Genomic DNA, 23,797 nt, shown 5'->3' on the forward strand with positions numbered 1-23,797 from the left:
CGTACGTCGGCATCACTCTCCTGCTGTCTCGCAGGGTCGCACGTGCCTATGACAAGCCGAGCCGCGTTCGGACCGGCGAGAGACCATGATCGCCTCGCCGTACGAAAGGACATGTCCCGCGCACCCCGCGCACCCCGCGCACTCGGCACACCCCGCGCACTCCCCGCACTCGGCGCACTCGGCGCACTCCCCGCGGGGCCGAACGGGGCCGCGCACCCCGCACACCGACGCCGAATTGCCTGGCCGACCCGCCCCGCCCGGTGACATGCTGACGAGGTGAACGGACCCGAGATCCAATTCGAAGTCGCCCCTGAGCTGCGCATCTTCGTCGCCCATGAACGTCGCCGGGGGCGTTCGGCCGTGACCACCGATGGCTCCTCCACCCTCGGTCACGTCGTGGAGTCGCTCGGAATCCCGCTCACCGAGGCCGGACAGCTCCTGGTCGACGGTCGGCCCGCGTCCGTCTCGCACATCCCGGGCGCCGACGAACTGGTCCAGGTACGCGCCGTGGAACGCCCGCAACGGGTACCCGGTGCCCCTCTGCGCTTCCTGCTCGATGTCCACCTCGGCACGCTCGCCCGGCGGCTGCGGCTCCTCGGAGTCGACGCGGCGTACGAGAGCGAGGACATCGGTGACGCCGCGCTGGCCGCCCGGTCGGCTGACGAGCGCCGGGTGCTGCTCTCCCGGGACCGCGGGCTCCTGCACCGGCGGGAGATCTGGGCCGGGGCGTACGTCTACAGCGACCGTCCGGAGGACCAACTGCGCGACGTGCTGGAACGGTTCGCCCCGCACCTGGCGCCCTGGACGCGGTGCACCGCCTGCAACGGGCCGCTGAAGCCCGCCGACAAGGACTCCGTCAGCGGCCTGCTGGAACACGGCACCCGGCGTTCGTACGACGTCTTCGCGCAATGCACGGAGTGCGACCGCGTCTACTGGCGGGGCGCCCACCACTCCCGCCTGGACGCGATCGTCGCGCAGGCCCTGCGCGACTTCACGCCTGCCGCGCCCCCGGACGACGACCGGGAGAACGGCGACGACGCGGCCCCGTCGAGCCCGTCCGGAACCCCCGGGTTCGGCGGCTGACGGGCCCTGACGGGCCCCGTCTCTACGGCGGCGGCCCGCTACGGCCGCTCTGCGGTCAGATAGCGCTGAACGGTGGGCGCCAGCCACGCCACCACCTCCTCGCGCGGCATCGAGACGGCGGGTTCGAACCGCAGGACGTAGCGCGCGAGGGCCATGCCCAGTATCTGTGAGGCGACGAGAGCCGCCCGGCGCGGGGCGTCGGCCGGATCCGGACAGACACCGACGGTTATCGTCTCGATCTGAGCGGTGAAGACGTCCCTCATCCGCTCGGCTCCGGCGTTGTTGGTCACCCCGACCCTGAGCATGGCCATGAGCACCTCGTCGCCCTCCCACCGGTCCAGGAAGTGCTCGACGAGCACGGCCCCGATGTGCTTGCCCGGCAGCGCTCCCAGCTCGGGCAACCGCAGCTCGATCGCGGAAGCGGCGACGAACAGCCCCTCCTTGTTGCCGTAGTAGCGCATGACCATCGACGGATCGATGTTCGCGTCGCGGGCGATGGCCCGGATGGTGGCGCGCTCATAGCCGTCGGCGGCGAACCTCTCACGGGCGGCTTCGAGAATCGCGGCCTTGGTGGCATCCGAGCGGCGGGGAGCGGCGGGCTTCACATTCACGCCAACAACTGTAGGCCAACACTTGTTGACATGCCAATCCGTACGGAGTTATTGTTGCCAACAAGCGTTGACCAACAGTTGTTGGCCCACAGGCGTTGATCAGCAGGCGTCGCCGAGGCCACCGCTCACGAACGGGTCCAGGAGGCAGACATGACCACCACCCCGAGCACCGCACCCGACACCGTCGACGCACTCGTCGTGGGTGCCGGCCCCACCGGCCTGCTACTCGCGGGCGACCTGGCCGCACAGGGCCTCTCGGTCACCCTCGTGGAGCGCCGACCGCACGAAATCAGCAACCTGACACGGGCCTTCGCCGTACACGCCCGCACACTCGAACTGCTCGACTCCCGCGGCCTCGCCGACGATCTCATCGCGACGGGCACCCCTCTTGTGTCCCTGCGCTTCTTCGGCAAGCTCGCGCTCGACCTCTCCGGGATGCGCACCCGCTTCCCCTTCGTGCTGATCACTCCCCAGTACGAGGTGGAACGCCTGCTGGAACGCCGTGCACGCGCCGCGGGCGTCCACTTTCGGTACGGGACCCGGCTGGCCTCGCTCCATCAGAACGCCGCGCCGGACGATCTCCGTCAGAACGCCGCGCCGGGCGATGTCACCGCCGAACTGTGCGAGGCGGACGGCAGTACGAGCTCGGTCACCGCACGCTTCCTCATCGGCGCCGACGGCGTGCACAGCCAGGTCCGGGAGGCGCTCGGCCTCCCTTTCCCCGGTGTGTCCGTCATCCGTTCGATCGTCCTCGCGGACGTCCGGCTCACCGAGGAACCCCCCGCCCTCCTGGCCATCAGCGGCACAAAGAACTCCTTCGTCTTCATCGCCCCCTTCGGCGACGGCTGGTACCGCGTCATGGGCTGGGACCGCAAGCACCAGCACGCCGACAGCGACCCCGTCGACCTCGCCGAGCTGCGCGGGATCACCCGCCGAGCCCTCGGCACCGACTACGGCATGCACGACGCACGCTGGATCTCCCGCTTCCACAGCGACGAACGTCAGGTGTCGTCCTATCGCACGGGGCGGGTCTTCCTCGCCGGGGACGCCGCCCATGTCCACTCGCCCGCGGGCGGGCAAGGCATGAACACGGGCCTTCAGGACGCTGCCAACCTCTCCTGGAAGCTGGCAGCGGTCCTGCACGGGCACACGGCCGACCCGGAGGCACTGCTCGACAGCTACCAGGCGGAACGCCACCCGGTCGGCACACAGGTGCTTCGCACCAGCGGCGTGCTCGTCCGCCTCGCCATGGCGCGTACGCCGCTGCAACGGACGGCCCGGGTACTCACCGCCTCGGTGTTGTCCACACTCCGCCCCGTCTCCGACAAGGCGATCGGCATGGTCTCCGGGCTCTCGATCGCCTACAGGGCCCCGCGCGGCGCCCACCCCCTGACGGCGAAACGCGCCCCCGATCTGAGCCTTCGCGAGGGTCGACTCCATGCACTGCTCGGTGATGGCACGTTCGTCCTCATCACCCCGGTCGGCACCGACACTCCGGCATCCTCCGCCCCATTGGTGCACGCCCACTGGAAGAGCGACCGCAGCACCGCCCTGCTCGTCCGCCCCGACGGCTACATCGCCTGGGCGAGCGACCACCCCGACCCGGCGGCCCTGCGGGCCGCACTCGCACGATGAACACGCACGCACCGCACACCGCCGCCAACACCACTGCCGCTGCCGCTGCCGCTGCCGCTGCCAACACTGCCGAGAAGGCCGACCGGAACCCCGACCAGGACCCCGACCGGAACCCCGTCCGAATGACCGCCCGGAAAACCGACCAGGGGATGGGTCAGAAGACGTACTCGTCCCCCGTGGCCAGAACCAGGACATCGTGTTCGTTGTTCTTCGGGTTCCGGTCGGTCGCTCCACCGTTCCATCGCGTGTCGACCCGCACGACGACCTCGTCCGGCCGTCCCGCCACCTGTAGTTCGAGAGCGAATTGCCGCCCCTCGTCGTCGTCCGCGCGCAAAGCACCCGTCCGGCACAGCACGGTCTGCGCGTCGGCCTGCACGCAGCCCTCCGACAGTTCCTGCCGCCCGGAAAGGCGTACCGAGGTATGCACCCGCACGGTGACGCCATCGAGATTCGAGGGGCCGTGGTTCCGGCTCCGCACCCAGACCCCGAGCCCCGTCCCCCAGAGCGAGGCATGCCCGTGATGCGACACATCGGCCTCCGGCGCGATTCTCCCGGCCGGCATCCCGCTCCCCGTCCCGGTCACCGGCTTCACCGCAGGCGACCGCCCCACCAGCCCCGACCCCGGCTCCGCCCCCAGCCCCGACTCCGCCTCCGCCTCCGGCCTCGTCCCCGTCACGGACCGGCTCGCGACCCCAGCCGCTCCCCCCGCCCCCAGTGCCACGACCACAGCCGCGGTCATGGCCACGACCGTTGCCGCAGAGAACACCACGGGCACAGCTCTACGCGTCAGCACCATGCACCGAAGATACAGATTGCCCCGAATTATCCATATTCATCCATCAGTTCGGCGCGCCTCCTCCCTCACCTCCCCGGCCTCACCCCCACCCGCCCCTCCGCACACCCCCACATCCGTCCCACGCGCCGCCATGGCACGCTGCGGGCATGGTTGTCGCTCGCTCCATCGCCCTGTTCGTCGTCGCCGCGCTCTTCGAGATCGGCGGTGCCTGGCTCGTCTGGCAGGGGGTACGTGAGCACCGCGGCTGGATCTGGATCGGCGCCGGCATCATCGCGCTCGGCGCCTACGGCTTCGCCGCCACGCTCCAGCCCGATGCCGAGTTCGGCCGCATCCTCGCCGCGTACGGAGGCGTCTTCGTCGCGGGCTCGCTCGCCTGGGGCATGGTCGCCGACGGCTACCGCCCCGACCGATGGGACGTGATCGGCGCGCTGATCTGCCTGGCCGGAATGGCCGTGATCATGTACGCCCCGCGAAACCACTGACGGCGCGCCTGCCTATCCTGACCCGGTACCGACCAGCTGCCCGAGGAGCCCCGTCATGGCCGCCACCCCGATCGCCGTCGTCACCGGAGCGAGCAGTGGCATCGGTGCCGCGACCGCCCGGCAGCTGGCCGCCGCCGGCTACCGCGTGGTCCTGACCGCCCGCCGCAAGGACCGCATCGAGGCACTCGCCGCCGAGATCAACGAGGCGGGGCACCAGGCGACGGCCTACGCCCTGGACGTGACCGACCGCGTCGCCGTGGAGGAGTTCGCCACGGCGTTCCGCAGCCTCGCCGTCCTCATCAACAACGCGGGCGGCGCACTCGGCGCCGACCCCGTCGCCACCGGTGACCCCGCCGACTGGCGTCAGATGTACGAGACGAACGTCATCGGCACGCTCAACGTCACCCAGGCCCTGCTTCCCGCCCTCACCCGGAGCGGCGACGGCACGATCGTCATCCTCTCCTCCACCGCGGGCCACTCCACCTACGAGGGCGGCGGCGGATACGTGGCCGCCAAGCACGGCGAGCACGTCCTTGCCGAGACCCTCCGCCTGGAGATCGTCGGCACCCCGGTCCGCGTCATCGAGGTGGCCCCCGGCATGGTCAAGACGGAGGAGTTCGCCACCACCCGCTTCCGCGGTGACACCGAGAAGGCGGCCAAGGTGTACGCGGGCGTCGAGGCCCCGCTCACCGCCGACGACGTGGCCGACACCATCACCTGGGCCGTCACCCGCCCCAGCCACGTCAACATCGACCTCCTGGTAGTCCGCCCCCGCGCCCAGGCGTCCAACACCAAGGTCCACCGCACCGCCTGACCCCGGACAACACCACGGAGGAGCCCCGGGAACACACCACCCCGTCCGGAGCCCCTCCGTTCGACCACACCATCACGCCGCCGCCATGCCTCCGCTCCACCGCGGTGACCGCACCACCGCGGCCCGACCGCACCACCACACCGCGGCCGTACCCCCACCCGGCCGTACCCCCGTCCCGGCCGGGTGGGCCCGCGGTGCCGGGCTCAGCCCTTCACGCACACCACCTGCTTGAGCTTGGCGACGACCTGCACCAGGTCCTGCTGCTGCTCGATGACCTGCTCGATCGGCTTGTACGCCGCCGGGATCTCGTCCACGACGCCCGAATCCTTGCGGCACTCCACGCCCCGTGTCTGGTCCGCCAGGTCCTGCGCCGAGAAGCGCCGCTTCGCGGCGTTCCGGCTCATCCTCCGTCCGGCGCCGTGCGAAGCCGAGTTGAAGGACTTCTCGTTCCCGAGACCCTTCACGATGTACGAACCCGTCCCCATCGACCCCGGGATGATCCCGAAGTCCCCGGAGCCCGCACGAATGGCGCCCTTCCGGGTGACCAGCAGGTCCATGCCCTCGTACCGCTCCTCCGCCACATAGTTGTGGTGGCAGGAGATGACGGGTTCGAAGGTCACCTTGGCCTTCTTGAACTCCTTGCGGACCACGTTCTGGAAGAGGGCCATCATGATGGCGCGGTTGTACTTCGCGTACTCCTGTGCCCAGAACAGGTCGTTCCGGTAGGCCGCCATCTGCGGGGTGTCGGCGATGAACACCGCAAGGTCGCGGTCGATCAGGTCCTGATTGTGCGGCAGCTTCTGCGCCTGGCCGATGTGGAAGTCGGCAAGTTCCTTGCCGATGTTCCGCGACCCCGAGTGCAGCATCAGCCAGACCGAACCCGACTCGTCGAGGCAGAACTCGATGAAGTGGTTGCCCGATCCGAGCGTCCCCATCTGCTTCGTGGCGCGTTCCTGACGGAACCGGACCGCTTCGGCAACCCCGCCGAACCGCTCCCAGAAGTCGTCCCAGCCCGGCGCACGGAAGCCGTACAGCCCGTCCGGATCCACTGCATCGTCATGCATCCCGCGGCCCACCGGAATGGCCTGCTCGATCTTCGAACGCAGCCGGGACAGGTCACCCGGCAGGTCATTGGCAGTGAGGGAGGTCTTCACCGCGGACATCCCGCAGCCTATGTCCACGCCCACCGCGGCCGGGCAGACCGCACCGTGCATCGCGATCACCGAACCGACCGTCGCCCCCTTGCCGAAGTGAACGTCCGGCATGACGGCGAGCCCCTTGATCCAGGGCAGAGTGGCCACATTGCGCAGCTGCTGCATCGCCGCGTCCTCGACCGAGGCCGGGTCGGCCCACATCCGGATCGGGACCTTGGCGCCCGGCACCTCTACATACGACATAACTCCTCTATTCCCCCCGAAAAACCTGAAAGCGCAAAACCGGTGCCAAGGTCGGCGAATGAGTCGGCCGACCGGCATTCACAGCGGCGCGTGCGATACACATTGTCTCCACCGGTCGCCGTCGAGCGGCAACCGCTTTTCGCACGAAGGGAGCCCAGGATCGTGCGGCGAATGGCGTACGTACCCGGCACCGCACTGCTGGCAGCGCTGGTGGTCGGATGCAGCGCAGACACCGGAACCGGTGGCTCCGCCGCCGACAGCAAGCCCGGTGGAACGACCGCCACCACGGCGGCCCCGGGCAAGTACCGCACCCTTCTCGACGCCTGCCGCGCCGTCCCCTCGGCCGCGCTGAAGGACCTGCTCCCGGGCGCGGCCGAACTCCCCGAGGACCAGCAGAAGAAGGTGTACAGGGGCACGGCCGCCGTCACCTACGACACCGACCGCCGGGTCGGCTGCCGCTGGAAGGCGGAGACCCCCGGCACCTCGCACGCCCTCTTCATCGACTTCGAACGCGTCGTGTCCTACGACCCCTCGGTGAGCGACGACGACCGCGCCCGCGAGGTCTACACGAAGAAGCAGACCGCCGCCGGCCTCCCCTCCTCCGCCCCCACGCCCGGCAGTACGAAGAATCAGGCACCCCCTCCGTCGGGCTCCGCCCTGCCCGGCTCGCCTCCCGCCGAGAGCGCGAGCACGGCGGGAGGCACGGCGTCGAACAGCAGCACAGACACCGGCACCAGCACCGACACCGACACCGACACCGACACCGACACCGACGGAAACGGCGATGCCGACTCCGACGAGAGCCTCCTGCCGCGCACCCTCGACGGCCTCGGCGACAACGCGTTCTTGAACGATCGGCTCGTCCGCGCCGGTTCGGCCGCGCAGAACCGCACGGTGAGCGTGGTATTTCGCACATCGAACGTCATCGTCACCATCGAGTACACCGAGCAGCCGGCCGTCCCCACCGCCGTTCCCGACAGCAAGGAACTGCAGGACAGAGCCCGGTCCCTGGCCCGGAAGCTGGTCGAGAAGTTCGCCGAATAGGCGCAACCGCCGGGCCCCGGGCCGACCGTCCCCGCGCTCCCAGGGTGCCCGTCCCGGGCAACGCCCGAGCCCCGTCCGTCGTACCGTGGCCCTCCGTACCACCCGCCGGGCCCCGTCCGGCACCGCCGACCGAACGCGCCCGGCCACCCGGCGGACCAGGCCGAGCCCCGGCAGCCTGCCCGCCCGCCGCGCCACCCGAGTGAAGGAACCATGCACCGTTCAGCCCCGCGACTCACCCGCATACTCGCCTGCGCCGCCGTTCCGGTGATGCTCGTCGTCGCCGGCTGCTCGTCGGACTCCGGCGACGAGGGCAAGAAGGACTCCGCCTCGTCCTCGTCGTCCACCGCGCCGGACGCGAAGGAGACGAAGGCGAGTGTCGAGCCGGCGAAGTTCACCCAGCTGCCCGACCCGTGCAAGACGATCGGCGCCAAGACGGTCACCGCCCTGGTTCCCAAGACGAAGACCAAGGCCGGTACACCGGCCAAGTCCAGCGACACCAGCGCCCGCGCCGGCTGCTCCTGGAACGGCCTCGACGACAAGGGCGTGAAGGGCTCCCAGTACCGCTGGCTCGATGTCGGGTTCACCCGCTTCGACTCGGACCAGGCGCTGGGCAGCGGCGCCGAGCGCGCCCAGCAGGACTTCGCGAAGCAGGTCACCAAGGCCAAGGCGGCCGAGGGCGCGAAGAAGATCGCCGAAACGTCCCTCACGGGCATCGGCGATCAGGCCACCACGATCACGTACGACCTCACCAAGACGAGCGAGGACTTCAAGTACGCGACGATCGTGACCCGCACGGCGAACGTCGTCGTCACCCTCACCTACAACGGCGCGGGTTACGCGGGCGCGAAGACGCCCTCCGCCGACGACATCCTGAAGGGCGCCGAGAAGGCGGTCAAGGAGGCCGTCGCCTCGGTGGCCTCGGGCGGCACGCAGCAGGACCCGGCGGGCGAGCCCACCAAGCCCGCCGGAACCACCGCGCCCGACAAGACGACGGCACCGGACAAGACGACCGCCGCGGACGACAAGAAGTAGCCCGCCGGACCCGGCCGGACGGCGACGGACAGCGACGGACGGCCCCGCCCTCCCCACCCGGCACGGGCACGGATTCCACCCGGTCGTCCCTGCCGTACGGCCGTTTCACGAAGCCCGGTACTCCCCCGAGTACCGGGCTTCCGCCCCTCCCCACGCAACACCCCGCACCCCCATGTGCCAGGCTGTGCCCGGCCGGAAGTCGGCACAGCACGCCGAACACGACGCCGCAACGGGACGCCGGACGAGGCGTCGGACACGTGAAACGGGAGGGGAACGCGGGTGGCCGCGATGCAGCTGACACGCACCCACCGAGTACTCATCGGGCTCGTGGTCGCCGGTGCGGTGCTCATCGCCGCGATCGGTTTCGCGGGTTCGTACGCGGCGGTGCGCGAACTCGCCGAGCAGAAGGGCTTCGGGAACTTCTCGCTGGTCTTCCCGATCGGCATCGACGCGGGAATCTGCGTCCTGCTCGCCCTGGACCTGCTGCTGACCTGGCTGCGCATACCGTTCCCGCTGCTGCGCCAGACGGCCTGGCTGCTGACCGCCGCGACGATCGCCTTCAACGGCGCCGCCGCCTGGCCCGACCCGCTCGGCGTCGGCATGCACGCGGTCATCCCGGTGCTGTTCGTGGTCTCCGTCGAGGCCGCCCGGCACGCCGTGGGACGGATCGCCGACATCACTGCCGACAAGCACATGGAGGGCGTGCGGCTCACCCGCTGGCTGCTCTCACCGGTGCCGACGTTCCGGCTCTGGCGGCGGATGAAGCTCTGGGAACTCCGTTCCTACGAACAGGTCATCAAGCTCGAACAGGACCGTCTGGTCTACCAGGCCCGGCTCCAGGCCCGCTTCGGCCGCGCCTGGCGCCGCAAGGCCCCCGTCGAGGCCCTGATGCCGCTGCGCCTCGCGAAGTACGGTGTCCCGCTGGCCGAGACCGCCGGGGCCGGCCTCGCCGCCGCGGGCGTCGAGCCGGTCCTGCTGCCTCCGGCCCCCGCGCTGTCCGCCGCGGAGACGGACGGCTTCCCGCCCCAGCTGCCGCACGCCGACTCCGCCCCGCAGAAAAACCCCCAGCAGAACCAGCAGCACCCGCAGGACCCGCAGGACCCGCAGGACCAGTACAACCCGCAGCACCCGCACAGCCAGCAGCACCAACAGGACCCGCAGGACCAGCAGAACCCGCAGGGCCAGGCACAGCAGCAGCACCCGCACGCCCAGGGGCCGCAGCACGAGCACCCCACCGACCCGGCGGCGATGCAGCAGTGGCCCCAGGAGGGCCCCGGCTCGCACGAGAGCCCCTGGTTCGCGGCGCCCCAGGTGCCGAACGACGCGTACGAGAGCGCGTACGACCCGACGTACATAGAGGGGCTGGAGCCCACGCCGGTCATGGTGCCGCTGGGGCCGGGCGGCCGGACCCGCCCGCTGGGCAACGTGGGCACGATCGGTACGATTCCGGGCACGCGCGCCGCGGAGCCCCGGACGGAACCGCAGCAGCACACCCAGCCGCACCCTCAGCAGGAACAAGCACACCCCCAGCCCCAACCGGAGCCCCAGCCCCGACCCGAGGCCGAAGCCGAACCGGCCCCCGAACCGGCCCCCGAACCCGAGCCCGTGTCCGAGGCGGCCCCCCGCCCGGCACGGCAGCAGGAGGCCGACGCGTCCGAATGGGCCGAGGCCGAGGCCGAGTTCGGCACGATCGCCTATCAGGTCTTCGCCGAGTACACCCACGCGCACCAGGCCCACCCGAGCGCGGAGGTCCTCGACATACACCTCTCCGACGTCCACAACGTCAGCCACCCCCGCAGCGCGGCCCTGCTCCGCCGCATGCTGCCCGGCTTCAAGCAGCGCTTCGACAACGAGATGGCGGAGAACCACATCGCCTGACGCACGCCGTCACGGGGCACCGTCACGGACGCCATCACGGACGCCGTGGACATCCCCGGCATGCGACGCACAGCCGCGCAGGCCGGAACTCCACCGAAAACGGCGATCGCCGGGCGGACCGAACCACAGTCCACCCGGCGATCGCCGTCGTTCAAGAACCGCCATTCAAGAACCGCCGTTCAAGAACCGCCGTTCGAGAATGCCCGGGGCCCTACGCCCCCAGCAGCCTCCGCACCCGCTCCGCACCCACGGCCAGCAGCAGCGTGGGCAGCCGCGGCCCGGTGTCCCGGCCGACGAGCAGCCGGTACAGCAGCGCGAAGAACGACCGCTGCGCGACCTTCAGCTCGGGCGTCGGCTTGGCGTCCGGCTCCAGGCCCGCAAGGATCTTCGGCACGCCGTAGACGAGCGTGGTGAGCCCGTCCAGCGACCAGTGCGAGTCCAGCCCCTCCAGCAGCAGCCGCAGCGACTCGCGACCCTGGTCGTCCAGCGAGCCGAGGAGTTCCTTGTCCGGCTCGTCGCGGACGATGGTGCGGGCCTCGGCCGGGACCTGGGTGGTGATCCAGTTCTCGGCCCGATCGAGCCGCGGCCGGGCCTCGTCCAGCGAGGTCAGCGGGTTCTCCGGGTCCAGCTCGCTCAGGATGCGCAGCGTCTGCTCGTCGTGCCCGCCGGTGATGTCGACGACCGACGCGAGCGTGCGGTACGGCAGCGGGCGCGGGGTGCGCGGCAGCTCACCGGCCGCCGTGCCGACGGCCCGCGCGTACGCGGCGGCGTCGGCCGGCAGCACCGAGCCGTCGGCCACCTTACGGGCCAGCGAGTCCCACTCGTCGTACAGCCGCTGGATCTCCTGGTCGAAGGCGATCTTGAAGGACTGGTTCGGCCTGCGTCGCGCGTACAGCCAGCGCAGCAGCGGCGCCTCCATGATCTTCAGCGCGTCGGCCGGGGTCGGCACGCCGCCCTTGCTGGAGGACATCTTCGCCATGCCGGAGATGCCGACGAAGGCGTACATCGGGCCGATCGGCTGCACGCCGTCGAAGACCTCGCGGACGATCTGTCCGCCGACGACGAACGAGGAGCCCGGGGAGGAGTGGTCGACGCCGCTCGGCTCGAAGATCACGCCCTCGTAGGCCCAGCGCATCGGCCAGTCGACCTTCCAGACCAGCTTGCCGCGGTTGAACTCGTTCAACCGGACGGTCTCGGCGAAGCCGCAGGCCGTGCAGGTGTAGTTCAGCTCGGTGCTGTCGTCGTCGTACGACGTGACGGTGGTGAGGTCCTTCTCGCAGTTGCCGCAGTAGGGCTTGTACGGGAAGTAGCCGGCCGAACCGCCGCTGCCGTCGTCCTCGGAGGCCGCGCCGGAACCCTCCTCGGCCTCCAGCTCCGCCTCGTCGACCTTCTTCTGCTGCTGCGGCTTCTTGCCGCCCTTGGCGCCCTGGGCTCCCGCCGCACCCGCCGGGTCCTTCTTCGTCCGGTACCGGTCGAGCACGGCGTCGATGTCGGCCCGGTGCTTCATGGCGTGCAGGATCTGCTCGCGGTAGGCGCCCGAGGTGTACTGCTCGGTCTGGCTGATGCCGTCGAACTCGACGCCCAGCTCGCCCAGCGCCTCGACCATGGCGGCCTTGAAGTGCTCGGCCCAGTTCGGGTACGCGGACCCGGCCGGGGCGGGCACCGACGTCAGCGGCTTGCCGATGTGCTCGGCCCAGGACTCGTCGATACCGGGGACACCGTTCGGCACCTTGCGGTAGCGGTCGTAGTCGTCCCAGGAGATCAGGTGCCGGACGGCGTGTCCGCGGCGGCGGATCTCGTCGGCGACCAAGTGCGGGGTCATGACCTCGCGGAGGTTGCCGAGGTGGATCGGCCCCGACGGGGAGAGGCCGGACGCGACGACGACCGGTTTGCCAGGCGCACGACGCTCCGACTCGGCGATCACGTCGTCCGCGAAGCGGGAGACCCAGTCGGCCTCGGTGCTGCTCTGACTCTGAGCCACGGTCTGCACGTCCTTCTCTCTTGTAGGACTCGTAGGGCGAAAACCCCTGTTGGAACCAAGCGGGAACCCGGTCGGGACCTCCGGCGGGATCCCGGTCGGGACCTCTGCGACAGCCCCGGTCGGGATCTTTCGGAGCCCTCCTGAACCGGTGCGGGGCGTTCCCCCTCCACCGGCGAACGGGCTCCCCCATTCTCCCAGGTCCCACCGGCAGCGCGAAAACGGCTTTACTCACCGTGGAATACTGGCTGTGATCCTTCGCAGCCTCCACGCTGCGTCATCGTGCCCCTGTACCCCTACGGAAACGGCAGCCAGCCCATGGCCTCGGTCAATTCCCTCGCTTCCACGCTCCAGCAGCAGCTCGCGGACGCCCTGACGGCAGCACTGCCGGATGCAGGCGCCGCGGACCCGCTGCTGCGACGAAGCGACCGGGCCGACTTCCAGGCCAACGGCATCCTCGCCCTGGCCAAGAAGCTCAAGGGCAACCCGCGCGAGCTGGCCGCCCAGGTCACCGCCGCGATCCCGGCGGGCGGGCCGATCAAGGAGATCGAGGTCTCCGGCCCCGGCTTCCTGAACATCACGCTCAGCGACCGGTCCATCATCGAGACCCTCGCCGCGCGGGACGCGGACGACGAGGACCGGCTCGGCGTGCCGCACAACGCCGCCGCGGGCACCACGGTCATCGACTACGCCCAGCCGAACGTGGCCAAGGAGATGCACGTCGGCCACCTCCGCTCGGCGGTGATCGGCGACGCGATGGCGCAGATCCTGGAGTTCACCGGCGAGACCGTGGTCCGCAGGCACCACATCGGCGACTGGGGCACCCAGTTCGGCATGCTCATCCAGTACCTGATCGAGCACCCGGACCAGCTGAACCACGAGGGTGGCGAGGGCGAGGGCGAGGCCGCCATGTCCTCCCTGAACCGGCTCTACAAGGCGTCCCGGGCGCTCTTCGACGCGGACGAGGAGTTCAAGGCCCGCTCCCGGGACCGGGTCGTCGCGCTCCAGGCCGGTGACGAGGAGACCCTCGCCATGTGGCAGCGCTTCGTCGACGAGTCGAAGATCTACTTCTACTCGGTCTTCAACAAGCTCGACATGAAGATCCGTGACGCCGACATCGTCGGCGAGTCCGGCTACAACGACATGCTGACCGAGACCTGCCATCTGCTGGAGGAGTCGGGCGTCGCCGTCCGCTCCGAGGGCGCGCTCTGCGTGTTCTTCGACGACGTGAAGGGCCCGGACGGCAACCCGGTGCCGCTGATCGTGCAGAAGTCCAACGGCGGTTTCGGCTACGCGGCCACCGACCTCTCCGCGATCCGCGACCGGGTGCAGAACCTCAAGGCGTCCACCCTGCTCTATGTGGTGGACGCACGGCAGGCCCTGCACTTCAAGATGGTCTTCGAGACGGCCCGCCGGGCGGGCTGGCTGAACGAGGACGTCAAGGCGGTGCAGCTGGCCTTCGGCACGGTGCTCGGAAAGGACGGCAAGCCGTTCAAGACCCGTGAGGGCGAGACGGTCCGGCTGGCGGACCTGCTCGACGAGGCGATCGACCGGGCCTCCGCCGTCGTGCGCGAAAAGGCGCAGGACCTCACGGACGAGGAGATCACCGAGCGCGCCACGCAGGTCGGCATCGGCGCGGTGAAGTACGCGGACCTGTCGACGTCGGCGGCCCGCGACTACAAGTTCGACCTGGACCAGATGGTGTCGCTGAACGGTGACACCAGCGTGTACATCCAGTACGCCCACGCCCGCTCCTGCTCCATCCGGCGCAAGGCCGGCGAGCTGAAGGCGCAGCCGCACCCGGAGCTGGAGCTGGCCCCGGCCGAGCGCGCGCTGGGCCTGCACCTGGACCAGTTCGGCGAGGTCGTGTCCGAGGTCGCCGCCGCGTACGAGCCGCACCGGCTCGCCGCGTACCTCTACCAGCTGTCGTCACTGTTCACGACGTTCTACGACCAGTGCCCGGTGCTGAAGTCCGACGTCCCGCAGGACGTGGCGGAGAACCGCCTCTTCCTCTCGGACCTGACCGCCCGCACCCTGCGCCGGGGCATGGAGCTGCTCGGCATCAGGACGCCCGAGCGCCTCTGACGGTCCACCCGGCAGGGCCACCGAGCCCCGCAGCCTCCACGGCCGCCCACCGATCCGGTGGGCGGCCGTGCTCCGTCGGTGGCCGGCTGCCGGTCGCCGGTCGCCCACCGGGCATCACTCGTGGGGCACCCATTGAGCCGTGTCGTACCGGTACGTGTACAGGGGCAGTGCCGAGATGGCGCTCGTACGGAACGGCTTCCCGCCGTCGTAGATGGGCAGCGTCCCGGTGCGCCCGCCGCTGCTCCACTCCAGTTCCAGGAACCAGCTGACGTCGTGGCCCTCGACATGGACGTTCAGGTCGAGCACCTCCACATCGGTACTCGACACCCGGAACGGGAAGTCCTTCGGCGGCACCCGCTCGTCCCCCTGCTGCCCCGCGACGGGCTTCAGGACCGGAGTGACGTCGTCGAGGTCGACGTCGAAGGACTGCGGGACGATGCCGCTGCCGCAGCCATCCCCCATCGAGTACGCCGTCCAGGGCAGCGGCGCCTTCCGGGACACCTCCCGCACGTGTATTCCGTTCAGCACGACGGCCTCGTCCGACTTCCCCTGCACGGTCACTTCGAGCAGCAGGTTCTTGCCGTCCACCCCGCCGAGCGCCCTGGCCCAGCCCCGGGTGACCTGGGGTGTGGGGGGCGGCGGCACGTCCTCCGGCTTCTGGTCCAGGACGTAGTACTTGCCGCAGGGCTCGTCCCAGTTGTACGAGCTGATGGTGGCGCTCACCGGCACCCCGCTGCTCGTCCGCCCGCCGGAACCCGACCCGCCGCCCTTGCCGCTCCCGGCCGACGCGGAATTGGAGGGCGTCCGCCCGGTCCCCGGGGACGGGCTCCCCGGAGCCCCGGACGTGACCGACGCACTCGGCGTACCCGGTGACGCGGTCCGCTTCCCGTCCGCCGCCCCGGGCCGGGCGGGCGCATCGTCGTTCGGCACCCCGTCCACCATGGGCGCGTTGGACCACGTCTGGTCGCCCCTGTCGGAGAGCTTGCCGACGACGATCGTGGTCGGCACGGTCAGCGCGACGACGGCCGCCGCCGCCAGCAGCACGCGCATGCGCGGCGAGGCCCGGAACCGCCGACGCCGGGCGTCCGCCGTGCCGGCACCGGTCGCGTCTGCGGTCACGGCACCGGAGCCGGAGGCAGGAACCGAGGCAGGGACGGCGACGGTGTCGGAGACGGTGCCGGAGGGCGTCGGCCCGGTCGCGGTGACGTCGTTCCCGCCGTCCCCCGCCCCCTTGGCGTCCCCCTCACCGGTCCCGGTGGGCTCCGCGCCCGGCCCTTCGGCCGACGCCGGGCCACGATCCGGGGCACGATCCGGAGCACCGCCTTCCGAACCGTCCACCGATCCGGGGCCGGAGACGGGCACGGGGGCAGAGGCGGAAGCGGAAGCAACAGCGGGAGCGGAAGCAGCGGCGGGAGCAGGAGCGGCCTCGGCCACCGCTGTCGACGCCGGGCGCCGTCTCGCCGCGTCCGCCACGATCCACCGCCGGTGCAACTCCACCAGTTCGTCGGGCTTCGCGCCGCACAGCCGCCCGAGCCGCTCCACCGGGGCGTACTCGTTCGGTACGGCGTCCCCATTGCAGTACCGGTGCAGCGTCGAGGTGCTGACGTGCAGTCTTCCGGCGAGCACCCCGTAGCTGAGCCCCGACCGTCCCTTCAGTTCCTTCAGCAGGGCCGCGAAATCCTCGGCCTCCGACGTCGCCACTGCGGCGTTCCCCCTCCTGGTCCGTCCCAGAACACCGTTCCAGGGACGTGGAATCTGCCCAGGTCAGGGTACGCGCAGGCATTCCAGCTTCCCCAATGGCCCGTTCGGCGTTGCGGCCGGAATCCGATGTCCCGCAATCTGTGACCACACCGCAGAAACCACCGGGACGACGCAATGCGAACCCGCTTCCGCATCGAACCCATCGATGCCCTGGCCATCTGCGTCCTGGTCGTGACCACCGCGATCGTGGTGCACCTGAGCTGCCGTCACTGAGCGGCCTCACCACCGCACCGCAGATGGCCTCAACCCGCACACAGACCTCAGCTCGACTCTGCTCGACACCGCTCGACATCACTTCACGGGGAGTACCTTCACCATGCGCAGCAACCGCATCCGCACCACCGCCCTCGCCGCCACCGCCCTCCTGGCCGCCCTGTCCCTCAGTGCCTGCAACGGTGACGAGGACGCCGCCGCAGCCGGAACCGCTCCGGCCGCGAACAGCAGCGCCCAGCAGTCCGCGACCACGGGCAACGGCGACGACGCGAAGGACACCGGCGGCAAGTCCAACACCCCCGCCGAAAACACCGCAGGCACCTCCAAGGGCTCCGACTCCGACTCCGGCTCCGGCTCCGGCTCCGGCTCCGGCTCCGGCTCCGGCTCCGGAACGGGCAACGCCGGCGCGAGCAGCGGCGGCAAGGGCAGCACCGACCGGACCCCCGTCACCTGCACCGGCGACAACACCAAGGTCACCGTCAGCAAGGTGAGCCGCCCGATCAACCACCTGCTGCTCACCGCGACCAACACGGGCAACCGCCCCTGCTACGCGTACCACGCACCGGCGCTCCGCTTCGACGACGCCCAGGCCGCGTTCCCGGTCCTCCGTGACAGCATCCCGCAGGCCGTGGTCACCCTTGAGCCGGGCCAGTCCGCGTACGCCGGGATCAGCCTGTTCGGTGAGACCGACGGCACGGACCTGAACAAGAGCACGCACCTGGAGGTGTTCTTCACCGGGAAGAGCAACTCCGGCTCCACGGGCTCCTCGGCGAAGCTGAAGCTCCCGGCCGACACCGTCTGGGGCAACAACGGCTTCGTCACCTACTGGCAGACCGAGATGGACGTCGCCCTCACCTACTGAACCTGCCGAAGCAGCCGAAACTGCCGAGCACCCCTCGCGCACCGGACCGGCCGAGAGGCCCGGCCGGAGACCGAGAAGCCCGGCCGGAGACCGAGAAGCCCGGCCGGATGACAACTCACCGTTCCCCCAAGGGCAGTAGATCCTAAGATTTGAGGATCGAGACCCGAGGGGGAACGGCGTGCATACGAGAACGAACGGCAGACCGATGGCACCACGTGCGCGCATCACCGGGGCGGGCGCCGCCGCCACCGTGGTGGTTCTCGCCCTGGCGCTCCTCACCGGCTGCGGCAAGGCGACCGGGAGCCACAGCGACGCCACGGGCGGGGAATCCGGCAGCCCGACCGCCGCCCCGCCCAGCCCGAGCGTGAACCCGTCCTACGGCGCGCTGTACCTGGACGACAACGAGTGCGCGGCCCCCGAGAAGGGCAAGAAGGACGTGTACCGCGAGGTCCCGTGCAAGAGCCCCGAGGCCGTCGCACAGGTCACCCTCCGACTGGAGAGCGGCAACGCCACCCCCTTCTCGGCCACGGTCTGCGCCGAGAACACCGACTTCGTCATCGACGTCCCGGTCAGCCTCGCCCTCTTGGAGAACACCCAGCCGCACGGCGAGGGCTACGCCTGCATGCGCAACCTGAAGCCGCCGCACCCCGGCGACCCCGGCGGTGGCGGCGGCCCCCGCATCCAGGTCGGCGACTGCGTGCACAGCGACTCGAAGGAGAACGGCGCCGCGGTCGGTGAGGTCGCCTGCCGGACGAAGGGGCAGAAAGGCGGTGCCACCCACCGGATTTTCCTGATCCTCAAGGACCAGAGGATCGGCGGTTTCGACGACCCCTGCGACTACAAGGCCGATGCGGTGTTCACCGAGAGGTCGATGTTCGACACCAACATCTCGAAGGCCGACCGCCTCCTGTGCGGCAAGAAGCTGTAAAGGTCGTGTCCGTGATCGAGACCTGGGCCTTCATCGAGGGCACCGCGCCGGTGACGGCCGACGAAGCCGTGGACGAACTCGGCAGCAGGATCGCCGCCGGAAAGCTCGAATCGTGGCTGACGAGTTCGACGGGCCGACGCCTCGCCGTCGTCACGAACACCGAACGGGCGATGGTGATGCTGCTCGACGGCGTGGGCGACCCCGGTGAGCACGCGACGGACCCCGGGGCCGAGGTCTGGAGCGACGGCTTCGTCCTGGAGAACGGCCAGGACGACGAGTACCCCGACGAGGACACGGTCCCGCTCGACGAGGCGTTCCGGATCGTCCGCCACCTCCTCGCCCACGGCACCCCGCCCCCGGACACGTCATGGACGATCGACCGCTGAACGACGCGACACACCAACTGCGCCCGTGACCCGTACAGTTCTCTTGTACGGGTCATACGCGCGTGACGTGCGCGCATCGGTGGGAGTTCGATTCGTATGCACCCCAGGACCGGTAAGCGCAGGCGCAAGAACGCCTCCGCAATGAAGCTCGTGGGCAAGTTGGTCGCCCTGTTCCGCATCGCGAACGGACTGACTCAGCTCCAACTCGCCCAACTCGTGGGCTACCAGGTGGAGACCATCGCCTCCATCGAACAGGGCCGACGCCCCCTGAAACCCGATCTGGCCCAGCGCCTGGACGAACTCCTCCACACCCAGGGCGCGTTGGAGACCGCGGTGGACAACATGCCGGAGATCGACCTCATCCCGGCGTGGGTCGAGCGCTACCTGGACCTGGAACAGGAGGCCCTCGCCCTCTCCTGGTACGACAACCAGGTGCTCCCCGGGCTCCTCCAGACCGCCCCCTACGCCGAGGCCGTCTTCCGCAACCGCATCCCCGCCTACAGCGAGGAGGAGATCGCGGTCCAGACCGCGAGCCGCGTCCAGCGCCAGGAGATCCTGCACCGCCCCTCGCCCCCGACCACCAGCTTCGTCATCTGGGAACCGGTACTCACCCTCCAACTCCTCGACGCCGAGCAGCACCGCGAACAACTGCGCCACCTGCGCGCCTGCGCCGAACTCCCCGGCCTCTGCCTCCAGGTCCTCCCGCTGAACAGCCGCACCCACGCGGGCCTCGACGGCTCCTTCACCCTCCTGGAGACCCCGGACTTCCAGCACCTCGCCTACTCCGAGTCCCAGCGCGGCAGCCAGCTCATCGCCGACCCCGACGAGGTGAGCATCCTCACCCAGAGGTATGCGATGCTGCGAGCCCAGGCCCTCAACCCCGAAGACACCGTGGGCCTGTTGGACCGTCTGCTGGGAGAGCAATGAGCAGCACACTTGAGTGGTTCAAGTCCAGCTACAGCGGCAGCGACGGCGGGCAGTGCCTCGAAGTCGCCTACGACTGGCACAAGTCGAGCCACAGCGGCAGCGAGGGCGGGGCCTGCGTCGAGGTCGCCGCCCACCCCGCCGCCATCCACATCCGCGACTCCAAGAACCCCGACGGCCCCGTCCTCACCGTCACCCCCACCACCTGGACGGCCTTCGCCACCCACGTCGGCAACTGAACGGCGCAGCCGGTCCCACGGGCCCCACCCGCCCACGGGACCGGTCCACCGCCCCCTCCCCTCTTCCACGGCCCGGGTGTCAGTGGCCGCCCGTACGCTCACCACCATGGCGACGCTCCCGAACCCGCTCCCGTCCCTGGCCACTTCAGGGCTCCAGCTCCCGCCCGGCTCCCTGGTGGACACCACCATCGACGGCACCTGGCACGAACCCCTGCTCTGGTACACCGACGGCCCCGTCACCTCAGGCGCCTGGAACCAGCTCCGCACGGCAGGGCGACCCCTCGGGCTGCTGCCCGTGCTGATCGACGGCGGGCGACGCGACCAGTGGCCCGACGACTGGGACCTCATCCCCGAGGACATGTCCTACCCGGGCGACCACGACGTCGAGGAGGTCCTCGCCAAGTACTGGGCCGATTGCGCCCCCGAGGAGCTCGACGCCGCCCACGCCGCCTGGCCCGGCCTGGCCCCGGCCGTCGCCGAGACCGACTCCGCCCTCGCACCCGACGCCGAGGCCGCCGAACTCGCCGCCCTGTTCACCGGCCCGGAGGGCTTCTTCCCCACCCTCCGTGCGGCGCTCGTCCCGGCCCGCCGCAGCGCGGACATCCCGGCGGCCATCGGCTGGTCCGGCCCGCTCAACTACGAGAACGACACCGCCAAGCTCAGCGCCGTCCTCCGCTCCTGGGAGGACCGCTACGGCATACGCGTCCTGATGCTGGGCTTCGACACCCTCACGGTCTCCGTCGGCCGCCCGCCCACCACCATGGACGAAGCACGGGCGCTCGCCGCCGAACACTTCGCGTTCTGCCCGGACAACATCAACCAGAGCCCGCCCTACGACCTCGACGACTACGCCGAGAAGTCCATCCTCGACCAGACCACCTGGTCCTTCTGGTGGGACTGACTCCCGCCGGGCCCACCCCGTTCTGCCCCCTCCGGCCGACCGGATCCGCCCGGCCGAAGGGGGCACCGGTCAGTGGTCGAAGGCGGCAAGGTGTCGGTGCAGCAGACCGCTGACGGCCTCGCGACCGCCATCGACGGGAAGCAACGAAGGGGTGTCCTCCCCGTTAGCCATGGCAAGGCTGCTCGCGAAGCGCACGACGTGTGGCGCCGGAACGAAGGAATCGCGGAGCCAGAGCGCGAAGACGGCGGCCTCGTCGGCGGTCACGTCGGTGAGGGTGATGTAGGCATAGCCGGGGCCAGTGAACGCCGCAGTCCCATCCACCCAGACATCTGGCGCCAATTCGATCTCGAAGTCGAGCACGTCCATCCCGTGGATGCCGGATCTCCGGTACCCGATGGTCGGCTCGGGGAACGCCCCTCGCAGAGCCCTTTCCAGGGACTCAAGCGTGGCGTGCCAGGATCCGCCGTCACCCTCGGGGGGGTAGAAAGCAAAATTCGTCCGGATATTACGTTCAGTGGCCACGCGCTTCCTCGCTCTCAAGGGACATAGCGTGTCGAGCCAGGCGTACCCGTCATCGCCATCATGGACTGCCAATAGGCGGCGTTGTCCCTGCCGTTAGTCGCGATCTCCAGTCCTCTGATCTCGCTGTTCATGGGGTTGGCCATGGCCTGCTTGTAGCGAACGAGTTCCTTCTCGTCTCCCGCGTACATGGAGTCGACGACAGGGTCCCACGAGATCGCCCCCTGTTTGTTGATCTTGACGGGCTTGGCCAGCGTCTCCTCAACGCGGTCGAGAGTGCGGAAGCTCTTCTTGGTGCAATCCGGATCCCGCACGTGCTTGGCCTCGACGAGGTGTCCGTCGAGGGGGCGTATGCCGTCCACCATCAGTCCACGCTTACTCCCGAGCAAGGGCACTTCCCTCTCGGGATAGCCGGCGACTCGGAGCTGATATGCATTGTCCGGGGCCCCCGGACCACCGCCGCCCGCAAGGCCACCGGGCCGAAGGCTGTTCATCCACGAACGGAACTGCCGCTGCTCCGGAGCCGTGAGCAGATGGGTCGTACCCGGAACTGGCGGAATGGGGTCGGCAAAGGGAATGGTCGAATCAACCGGGTTGATCATCGGCGCCAGTGCCGGTGCCCGCCCTGCGTAGGACGCGAGTACGACGGGAACCGGTATGGGCGCAGGCACGGGTACGAGAGGCGGCAGAAGTGGCAACCCCGGGAGGACGGGCGGCGACTCATCGGCGTTGGGGAGCTTGGTGCGAGCGACGGAGGAGTCCAGCGCATGCCCCACGGAGCCGAGGTCCCTGATCCAGGAGTCGCCGAGCACGGCATCGAGCAGTCCGCCGTCGTATCCGTTGCCCCCGAACATCGGCTGATCCCAGGGCACGTCAACTGCGAAGAGGTCGGTCTTGTGCTGAGTGATCTTCTCCTTCGCCTCCGACACGTGGTCGGCGTACCGGTCACAGGCCTTGGCGAGCTGCGTACAGGCGGCCACGAGGTTGGTCACCAGCGGCTCATCCTCCTGAGCCTTCGCCGGAGGGCACGTGAGACCGACGGAGTACTTGACGTACTGCTGAAAAGCGTTGGATGCCTGACCTGAGTGTGCCTTACTAGCCGTCAGAGCGTAGGCCTGGGCATCTTCCAGGAAACGCTGCATGAGAACGCCTGCATGACGCCAGGAGCCGGCGACGTCCCGGATCTTCTCCGGTGAGCCACGAAACCGATCGCCGCGTCCCATGGGGGCGTATTGGTCGTACCATGCGGTCTCCCCAACTACTTCGGGGAGTTCCTGACCGAGTCCAAGGTAGTTCTCCGTGCAGTCGGCCCCTGGGTCTCCCATACCTGTAGTGAGATCGGCCTGCCGCCCCAGGAAAGCTGCGACCAATCGGCTCTCCTCGGCCATGAACTCGCGGGCGTTGCGCATAAGCCCTTTACTCGTCTCGCCCAGGACGTAGGAGCTGAAGCCCATCTTGTCGAGTGCGGCGGAGGCCGCCGATACGTACACCTTGGCAAACGCCCGGCCTGCGTCGTCGTCCCCAGCCATCCCGTGTTGCCGTCCCAACTCACGGCTCAAGGCGATGGCCGTGTCACGAGCTCCCCGCATCGTGTCGAGAAGTCCCATGGAACCGCGGATCATGCCTTCCGCGATGAACTTGAAGTCCGGTACCGGTCCAGTCATCGTTTCCCCCTGCCGACCTGAATCGTCAACCTATCGGCCCATCGCAGTGCTCACCCCGTCGAGGTGCAAGCTCTCTCCGCCTAACCCTTCGCTCCCCGTCCGGCCACCGGCCGAGCGATAGGTACGCGCACTCATGTGCCCGGCAGACAGGCCGCGTTGACTCGTACGCATGACCGATGCCCTCACCGGAAGCACCGCCCCCACGGACGCCCCCGCCCGTACACCGCGCACCTGGATCGCCTCGCTGATCTCCACGATCGTGACGCTTCCGCTGGCGTGCCTCACGCTGTTCTTCGCCGGGCTCTCGCCCATGGCCTGCGACTCCTGCATGGAAGCCGCGGCCCACCGCTTCGACGCGAGCTTCGAGCCCGCCTGGACGGTGCTCAACTGCGGCCTGGTGCTGGCGCTGGTCGCCCTGGTGGCGAGCTGGTCATTGTGGCGGCGCAGGCCACCCGTCGGCCTCGGGCTGGCCGTGCTCGCCCCCGGAATCGTGGTCCTCGCCGCGTTGCTGTTCATGGGCATGGTCGACTGGCCCTGACAGAAGCCTCAGCAGCCCCGGAGAAGG

General features: G+C 69.8%; 22 protein-coding genes. 15 read left to right on the top strand and 7 right to left on the bottom strand.

From position 1 onward, the window contains the following. Nucleotides 1-276 precede the first annotated feature (276 nt). Entirely contained in the window at nt 277-1,083 is an 807-nt protein-coding gene (locus tag ACFC79_RS12820; RefSeq protein WP_376238836.1) for a Mut7-C RNAse domain-containing protein, read from the top strand. A 38-nt stretch (nt 1,084-1,121) separates the two neighbouring features. Here the strand turns inward: ACFC79_RS12820 and ACFC79_RS12825 are convergent, their stop codons facing one another. Next, nucleotides 1,122-1,694 (bottom strand): TetR family transcriptional regulator, encoded by a 573-nt coding sequence (locus ACFC79_RS12825; protein WP_376238839.1) that lies wholly within the window; start codon nt 1,692-1,694, stop codon nt 1,122-1,124. Between the two features lie 150 nt (nt 1,695-1,844). Here ACFC79_RS12825 and ACFC79_RS12830 point away from each other — a divergent pair, with 150 nt between their 5' ends. After that, entirely contained in the window at nt 1,845-3,329 is a 1,485-nt protein-coding gene (locus ACFC79_RS12830) for an FAD-dependent monooxygenase (RefSeq protein ID WP_376238842.1), read from the top strand. Between the two features lie 154 nt (nt 3,330-3,483). On the opposite strand, the gene ACFC79_RS12835 is transcribed toward ACFC79_RS12830, so the two are convergent. Continuing rightward, a complete protein-coding gene (locus ACFC79_RS12835) occupies nt 3,484-4,068 on the bottom strand; it encodes a hypothetical protein (RefSeq protein ID WP_376238843.1) in 585 nt (194 codons plus the stop codon). 203 nt (nt 4,069-4,271) lie between these two features. Between ACFC79_RS12835 and ACFC79_RS12840 the strand changes: the two genes are divergently transcribed. Both ACFC79_RS12840 and ACFC79_RS12845 read left to right on the top strand, forming a co-directional pair. Next, nucleotides 4,272-4,607: a YnfA family protein gene (locus tag ACFC79_RS12840; protein ID WP_376238845.1), complete on the top strand. Its 336-nt coding sequence runs from the start codon at nt 4,272-4,274 to the stop codon at nt 4,605-4,607. Nucleotides 4,608-4,662: 55 nt separating this feature from the next. Beyond that, on the top strand, nt 4,663-5,421 hold the full coding sequence (locus ACFC79_RS12845; RefSeq protein ID WP_376238848.1) for an SDR family NAD(P)-dependent oxidoreductase: 759 nt from the start codon (nt 4,663-4,665) through the stop codon (nt 5,419-5,421). Between the two features lie 203 nt (nt 5,422-5,624). Here the strand turns inward: ACFC79_RS12845 and ACFC79_RS12850 are convergent, their stop codons facing one another. Next, nucleotides 5,625-6,818 (bottom strand): RtcB family protein, encoded by a 1,194-nt coding sequence (locus tag ACFC79_RS12850; protein ID WP_376238851.1) that lies wholly within the window; start codon nt 6,816-6,818, stop codon nt 5,625-5,627. A 171-nt stretch (nt 6,819-6,989) separates the two neighbouring features. On the opposite strand from ACFC79_RS12850, the gene ACFC79_RS12855 reads away from it, so the two are divergent. The 3 genes from ACFC79_RS12855 (at nt 6,990) to ACFC79_RS12865 (ending at nt 10,772) form a co-directional block, all read left to right on the top strand. Continuing rightward, nucleotides 6,990-7,862 (top strand): DUF3558 domain-containing protein, encoded by an 873-nt coding sequence (locus tag ACFC79_RS12855; protein ID WP_376238854.1) that lies wholly within the window; start codon nt 6,990-6,992, stop codon nt 7,860-7,862. Between the two features lie 210 nt (nt 7,863-8,072). Next, the gene (locus ACFC79_RS12860) at nt 8,073-8,894 is read left to right on the top strand and encodes a DUF3558 domain-containing protein (protein WP_376238856.1); all 822 of its coding nucleotides are present in this window, start codon (nt 8,073-8,075) and stop codon (nt 8,892-8,894) included. A gap of 288 nt (nt 8,895-9,182) precedes the next feature. Then, nucleotides 9,183-10,772: a DUF2637 domain-containing protein gene (locus tag ACFC79_RS12865; RefSeq protein ID WP_376238858.1), complete on the top strand. Its 1,590-nt coding sequence runs from the start codon at nt 9,183-9,185 to the stop codon at nt 10,770-10,772. 211 nt (nt 10,773-10,983) lie between these two features. Here ACFC79_RS12865 and lysS read toward each other — a convergent pair whose 3' ends face one another. Beyond that, entirely contained in the window at nt 10,984-12,762 is a 1,779-nt protein-coding gene (lysS, locus tag ACFC79_RS12870; RefSeq protein WP_376238861.1) for a lysine--tRNA ligase, read from the bottom strand. A gap of 306 nt (nt 12,763-13,068) precedes the next feature. Here lysS and argS point away from each other — a divergent pair, with 306 nt between their 5' ends. Further along, on the top strand, nt 13,069-14,835 hold the full coding sequence (gene argS, locus ACFC79_RS12875) for an arginine--tRNA ligase (protein ID WP_376238963.1): 1,767 nt from the start codon (nt 13,069-13,071) through the stop codon (nt 14,833-14,835). A gap of 114 nt (nt 14,836-14,949) precedes the next feature. On the opposite strand, the gene ACFC79_RS12880 is transcribed toward argS, so the two are convergent. Further along, the gene (locus ACFC79_RS12880; protein ID WP_376238864.1) at nt 14,950-16,536 is read right to left on the bottom strand and encodes a helix-turn-helix domain-containing protein; all 1,587 of its coding nucleotides are present in this window, start codon (nt 16,534-16,536) and stop codon (nt 14,950-14,952) included. 376 nt (nt 16,537-16,912) lie between these two features. On the opposite strand from ACFC79_RS12880, the gene ACFC79_RS12885 reads away from it, so the two are divergent. The 6 genes from ACFC79_RS12885 (at nt 16,913) to ACFC79_RS12910 (ending at nt 21,049) form a co-directional block, all read left to right on the top strand. Beyond that, nucleotides 16,913-17,671: a DUF4232 domain-containing protein gene (locus ACFC79_RS12885; RefSeq protein WP_376238867.1), complete on the top strand. Its 759-nt coding sequence runs from the start codon at nt 16,913-16,915 to the stop codon at nt 17,669-17,671. Between the two features lie 205 nt (nt 17,672-17,876). Next, nucleotides 17,877-18,599: a hypothetical protein gene (locus ACFC79_RS12890; RefSeq protein ID WP_376238870.1), complete on the top strand. Its 723-nt coding sequence runs from the start codon at nt 17,877-17,879 to the stop codon at nt 18,597-18,599. Nucleotides 18,600-18,610: 11 nt separating this feature from the next. Further along, on the top strand, nt 18,611-18,985 hold the full coding sequence (locus ACFC79_RS12895; protein WP_376238872.1) for a hypothetical protein: 375 nt from the start codon (nt 18,611-18,613) through the stop codon (nt 18,983-18,985). Nucleotides 18,986-19,126: 141 nt separating this feature from the next. After that, the gene (locus ACFC79_RS12900; RefSeq protein WP_376238965.1) at nt 19,127-19,912 is read left to right on the top strand and encodes a Scr1 family TA system antitoxin-like transcriptional regulator; all 786 of its coding nucleotides are present in this window, start codon (nt 19,127-19,129) and stop codon (nt 19,910-19,912) included. Next, nucleotides 19,909-20,148 carry a DUF397 domain-containing protein gene (locus ACFC79_RS12905; protein WP_376238875.1) on the top strand — a complete coding sequence of 80 codons (240 nt, stop codon included), beginning with the start codon at nt 19,909-19,911 and terminating at the stop codon, nt 20,146-20,148. The genes ACFC79_RS12900 and ACFC79_RS12905 overlap by 4 nt, the downstream gene beginning before the upstream one ends. Nucleotides 20,149-20,254: 106 nt before the next feature. Then, nucleotides 20,255-21,049: a DUF4253 domain-containing protein gene (locus tag ACFC79_RS12910; RefSeq protein ID WP_376238877.1), complete on the top strand. Its 795-nt coding sequence runs from the start codon at nt 20,255-20,257 to the stop codon at nt 21,047-21,049. Between the two features lie 69 nt (nt 21,050-21,118). Here the strand turns inward: ACFC79_RS12910 and ACFC79_RS12915 are convergent, their stop codons facing one another. Both ACFC79_RS12915 and ACFC79_RS12920 read right to left on the bottom strand, forming a co-directional pair. Further along, entirely contained in the window at nt 21,119-21,571 is a 453-nt protein-coding gene (locus tag ACFC79_RS12915) for a hypothetical protein (protein WP_376238878.1), read from the bottom strand. Between the two features lie 14 nt (nt 21,572-21,585). After that, a complete protein-coding gene (locus tag ACFC79_RS12920) occupies nt 21,586-23,232 on the bottom strand; it encodes a restriction endonuclease fold toxin-2 domain-containing protein (protein ID WP_376238880.1) in 1,647 nt (548 codons plus the stop codon). Nucleotides 23,233-23,401: 169 nt separating this feature from the next. Here ACFC79_RS12920 and ACFC79_RS12925 point away from each other — a divergent pair, with 169 nt between their 5' ends. Then, nucleotides 23,402-23,770, top strand: coding sequence for a hypothetical protein (locus ACFC79_RS12925; RefSeq protein ID WP_376238883.1), 369 nt, complete (start codon nt 23,402-23,404; stop codon nt 23,768-23,770). Nucleotides 23,771-23,797 lie beyond the last annotated feature (27 nt).

Origin of the sequence: Streptomyces sp. NPDC056061, from assembly GCF_042266885.1 — a bacterium.
Lineage (GTDB): Bacteria > Actinomycetota > Actinomycetes > Streptomycetales > Streptomycetaceae > Streptomyces.

Bases quoted from the DNA above. Each gene is read 5' to 3' on its own strand.
- ACFC79_RS12925 (WP_376238883.1), top strand. From the start codon at position 23,402: ATGACCGATGCCCTCACCGGAAGCACCGCCCCCACGGACGCCCCCGCC.
- ACFC79_RS12920 (WP_376238880.1), bottom strand. From the start codon at position 23,232: ATGACTGGACCGGTACCGGACTTCAAGTTCATCGCGGAAGGCATGATC.
- ACFC79_RS12910 (WP_376238877.1), top strand. From the start codon at position 20,255: ATGGCGACGCTCCCGAACCCGCTCCCGTCCCTGGCCACTTCAGGGCTC.
- ACFC79_RS12850 (WP_376238851.1), bottom strand. From the start codon at position 6,818: ATGTCGTATGTAGAGGTGCCGGGCGCCAAGGTCCCGATCCGGATGTGG.
- argS (WP_376238963.1), top strand. From the start codon at position 13,069: ATGGCCTCGGTCAATTCCCTCGCTTCCACGCTCCAGCAGCAGCTCGCG.
- ACFC79_RS12900 (WP_376238965.1), top strand. From the start codon at position 19,127: ATGAAGCTCGTGGGCAAGTTGGTCGCCCTGTTCCGCATCGCGAACGGA.
- ACFC79_RS12905 (WP_376238875.1), top strand. From the start codon at position 19,909: ATGAGCAGCACACTTGAGTGGTTCAAGTCCAGCTACAGCGGCAGCGAC.
- ACFC79_RS12830 (WP_376238842.1), top strand. From the start codon at position 1,845: ATGACCACCACCCCGAGCACCGCACCCGACACCGTCGACGCACTCGTC.
- ACFC79_RS12855 (WP_376238854.1), top strand. From the start codon at position 6,990: ATGGCGTACGTACCCGGCACCGCACTGCTGGCAGCGCTGGTGGTCGGA.
- ACFC79_RS12885 (WP_376238867.1), top strand. From the start codon at position 16,913: ATGCGCAGCAACCGCATCCGCACCACCGCCCTCGCCGCCACCGCCCTC.
- ACFC79_RS12835 (WP_376238843.1), bottom strand. From the start codon at position 4,068: ATGACCGCGGCTGTGGTCGTGGCACTGGGGGCGGGGGGAGCGGCTGGG.
- ACFC79_RS12890 (WP_376238870.1), top strand. From the start codon at position 17,877: ATGGCACCACGTGCGCGCATCACCGGGGCGGGCGCCGCCGCCACCGTG.
- ACFC79_RS12865 (WP_376238858.1), top strand. From the start codon at position 9,183: ATGCAGCTGACACGCACCCACCGAGTACTCATCGGGCTCGTGGTCGCC.
- ACFC79_RS12860 (WP_376238856.1), top strand. From the start codon at position 8,073: ATGCACCGTTCAGCCCCGCGACTCACCCGCATACTCGCCTGCGCCGCC.
- ACFC79_RS12845 (WP_376238848.1), top strand. From the start codon at position 4,663: ATGGCCGCCACCCCGATCGCCGTCGTCACCGGAGCGAGCAGTGGCATC.
- ACFC79_RS12840 (WP_376238845.1), top strand. From the start codon at position 4,272: ATGGTTGTCGCTCGCTCCATCGCCCTGTTCGTCGTCGCCGCGCTCTTC.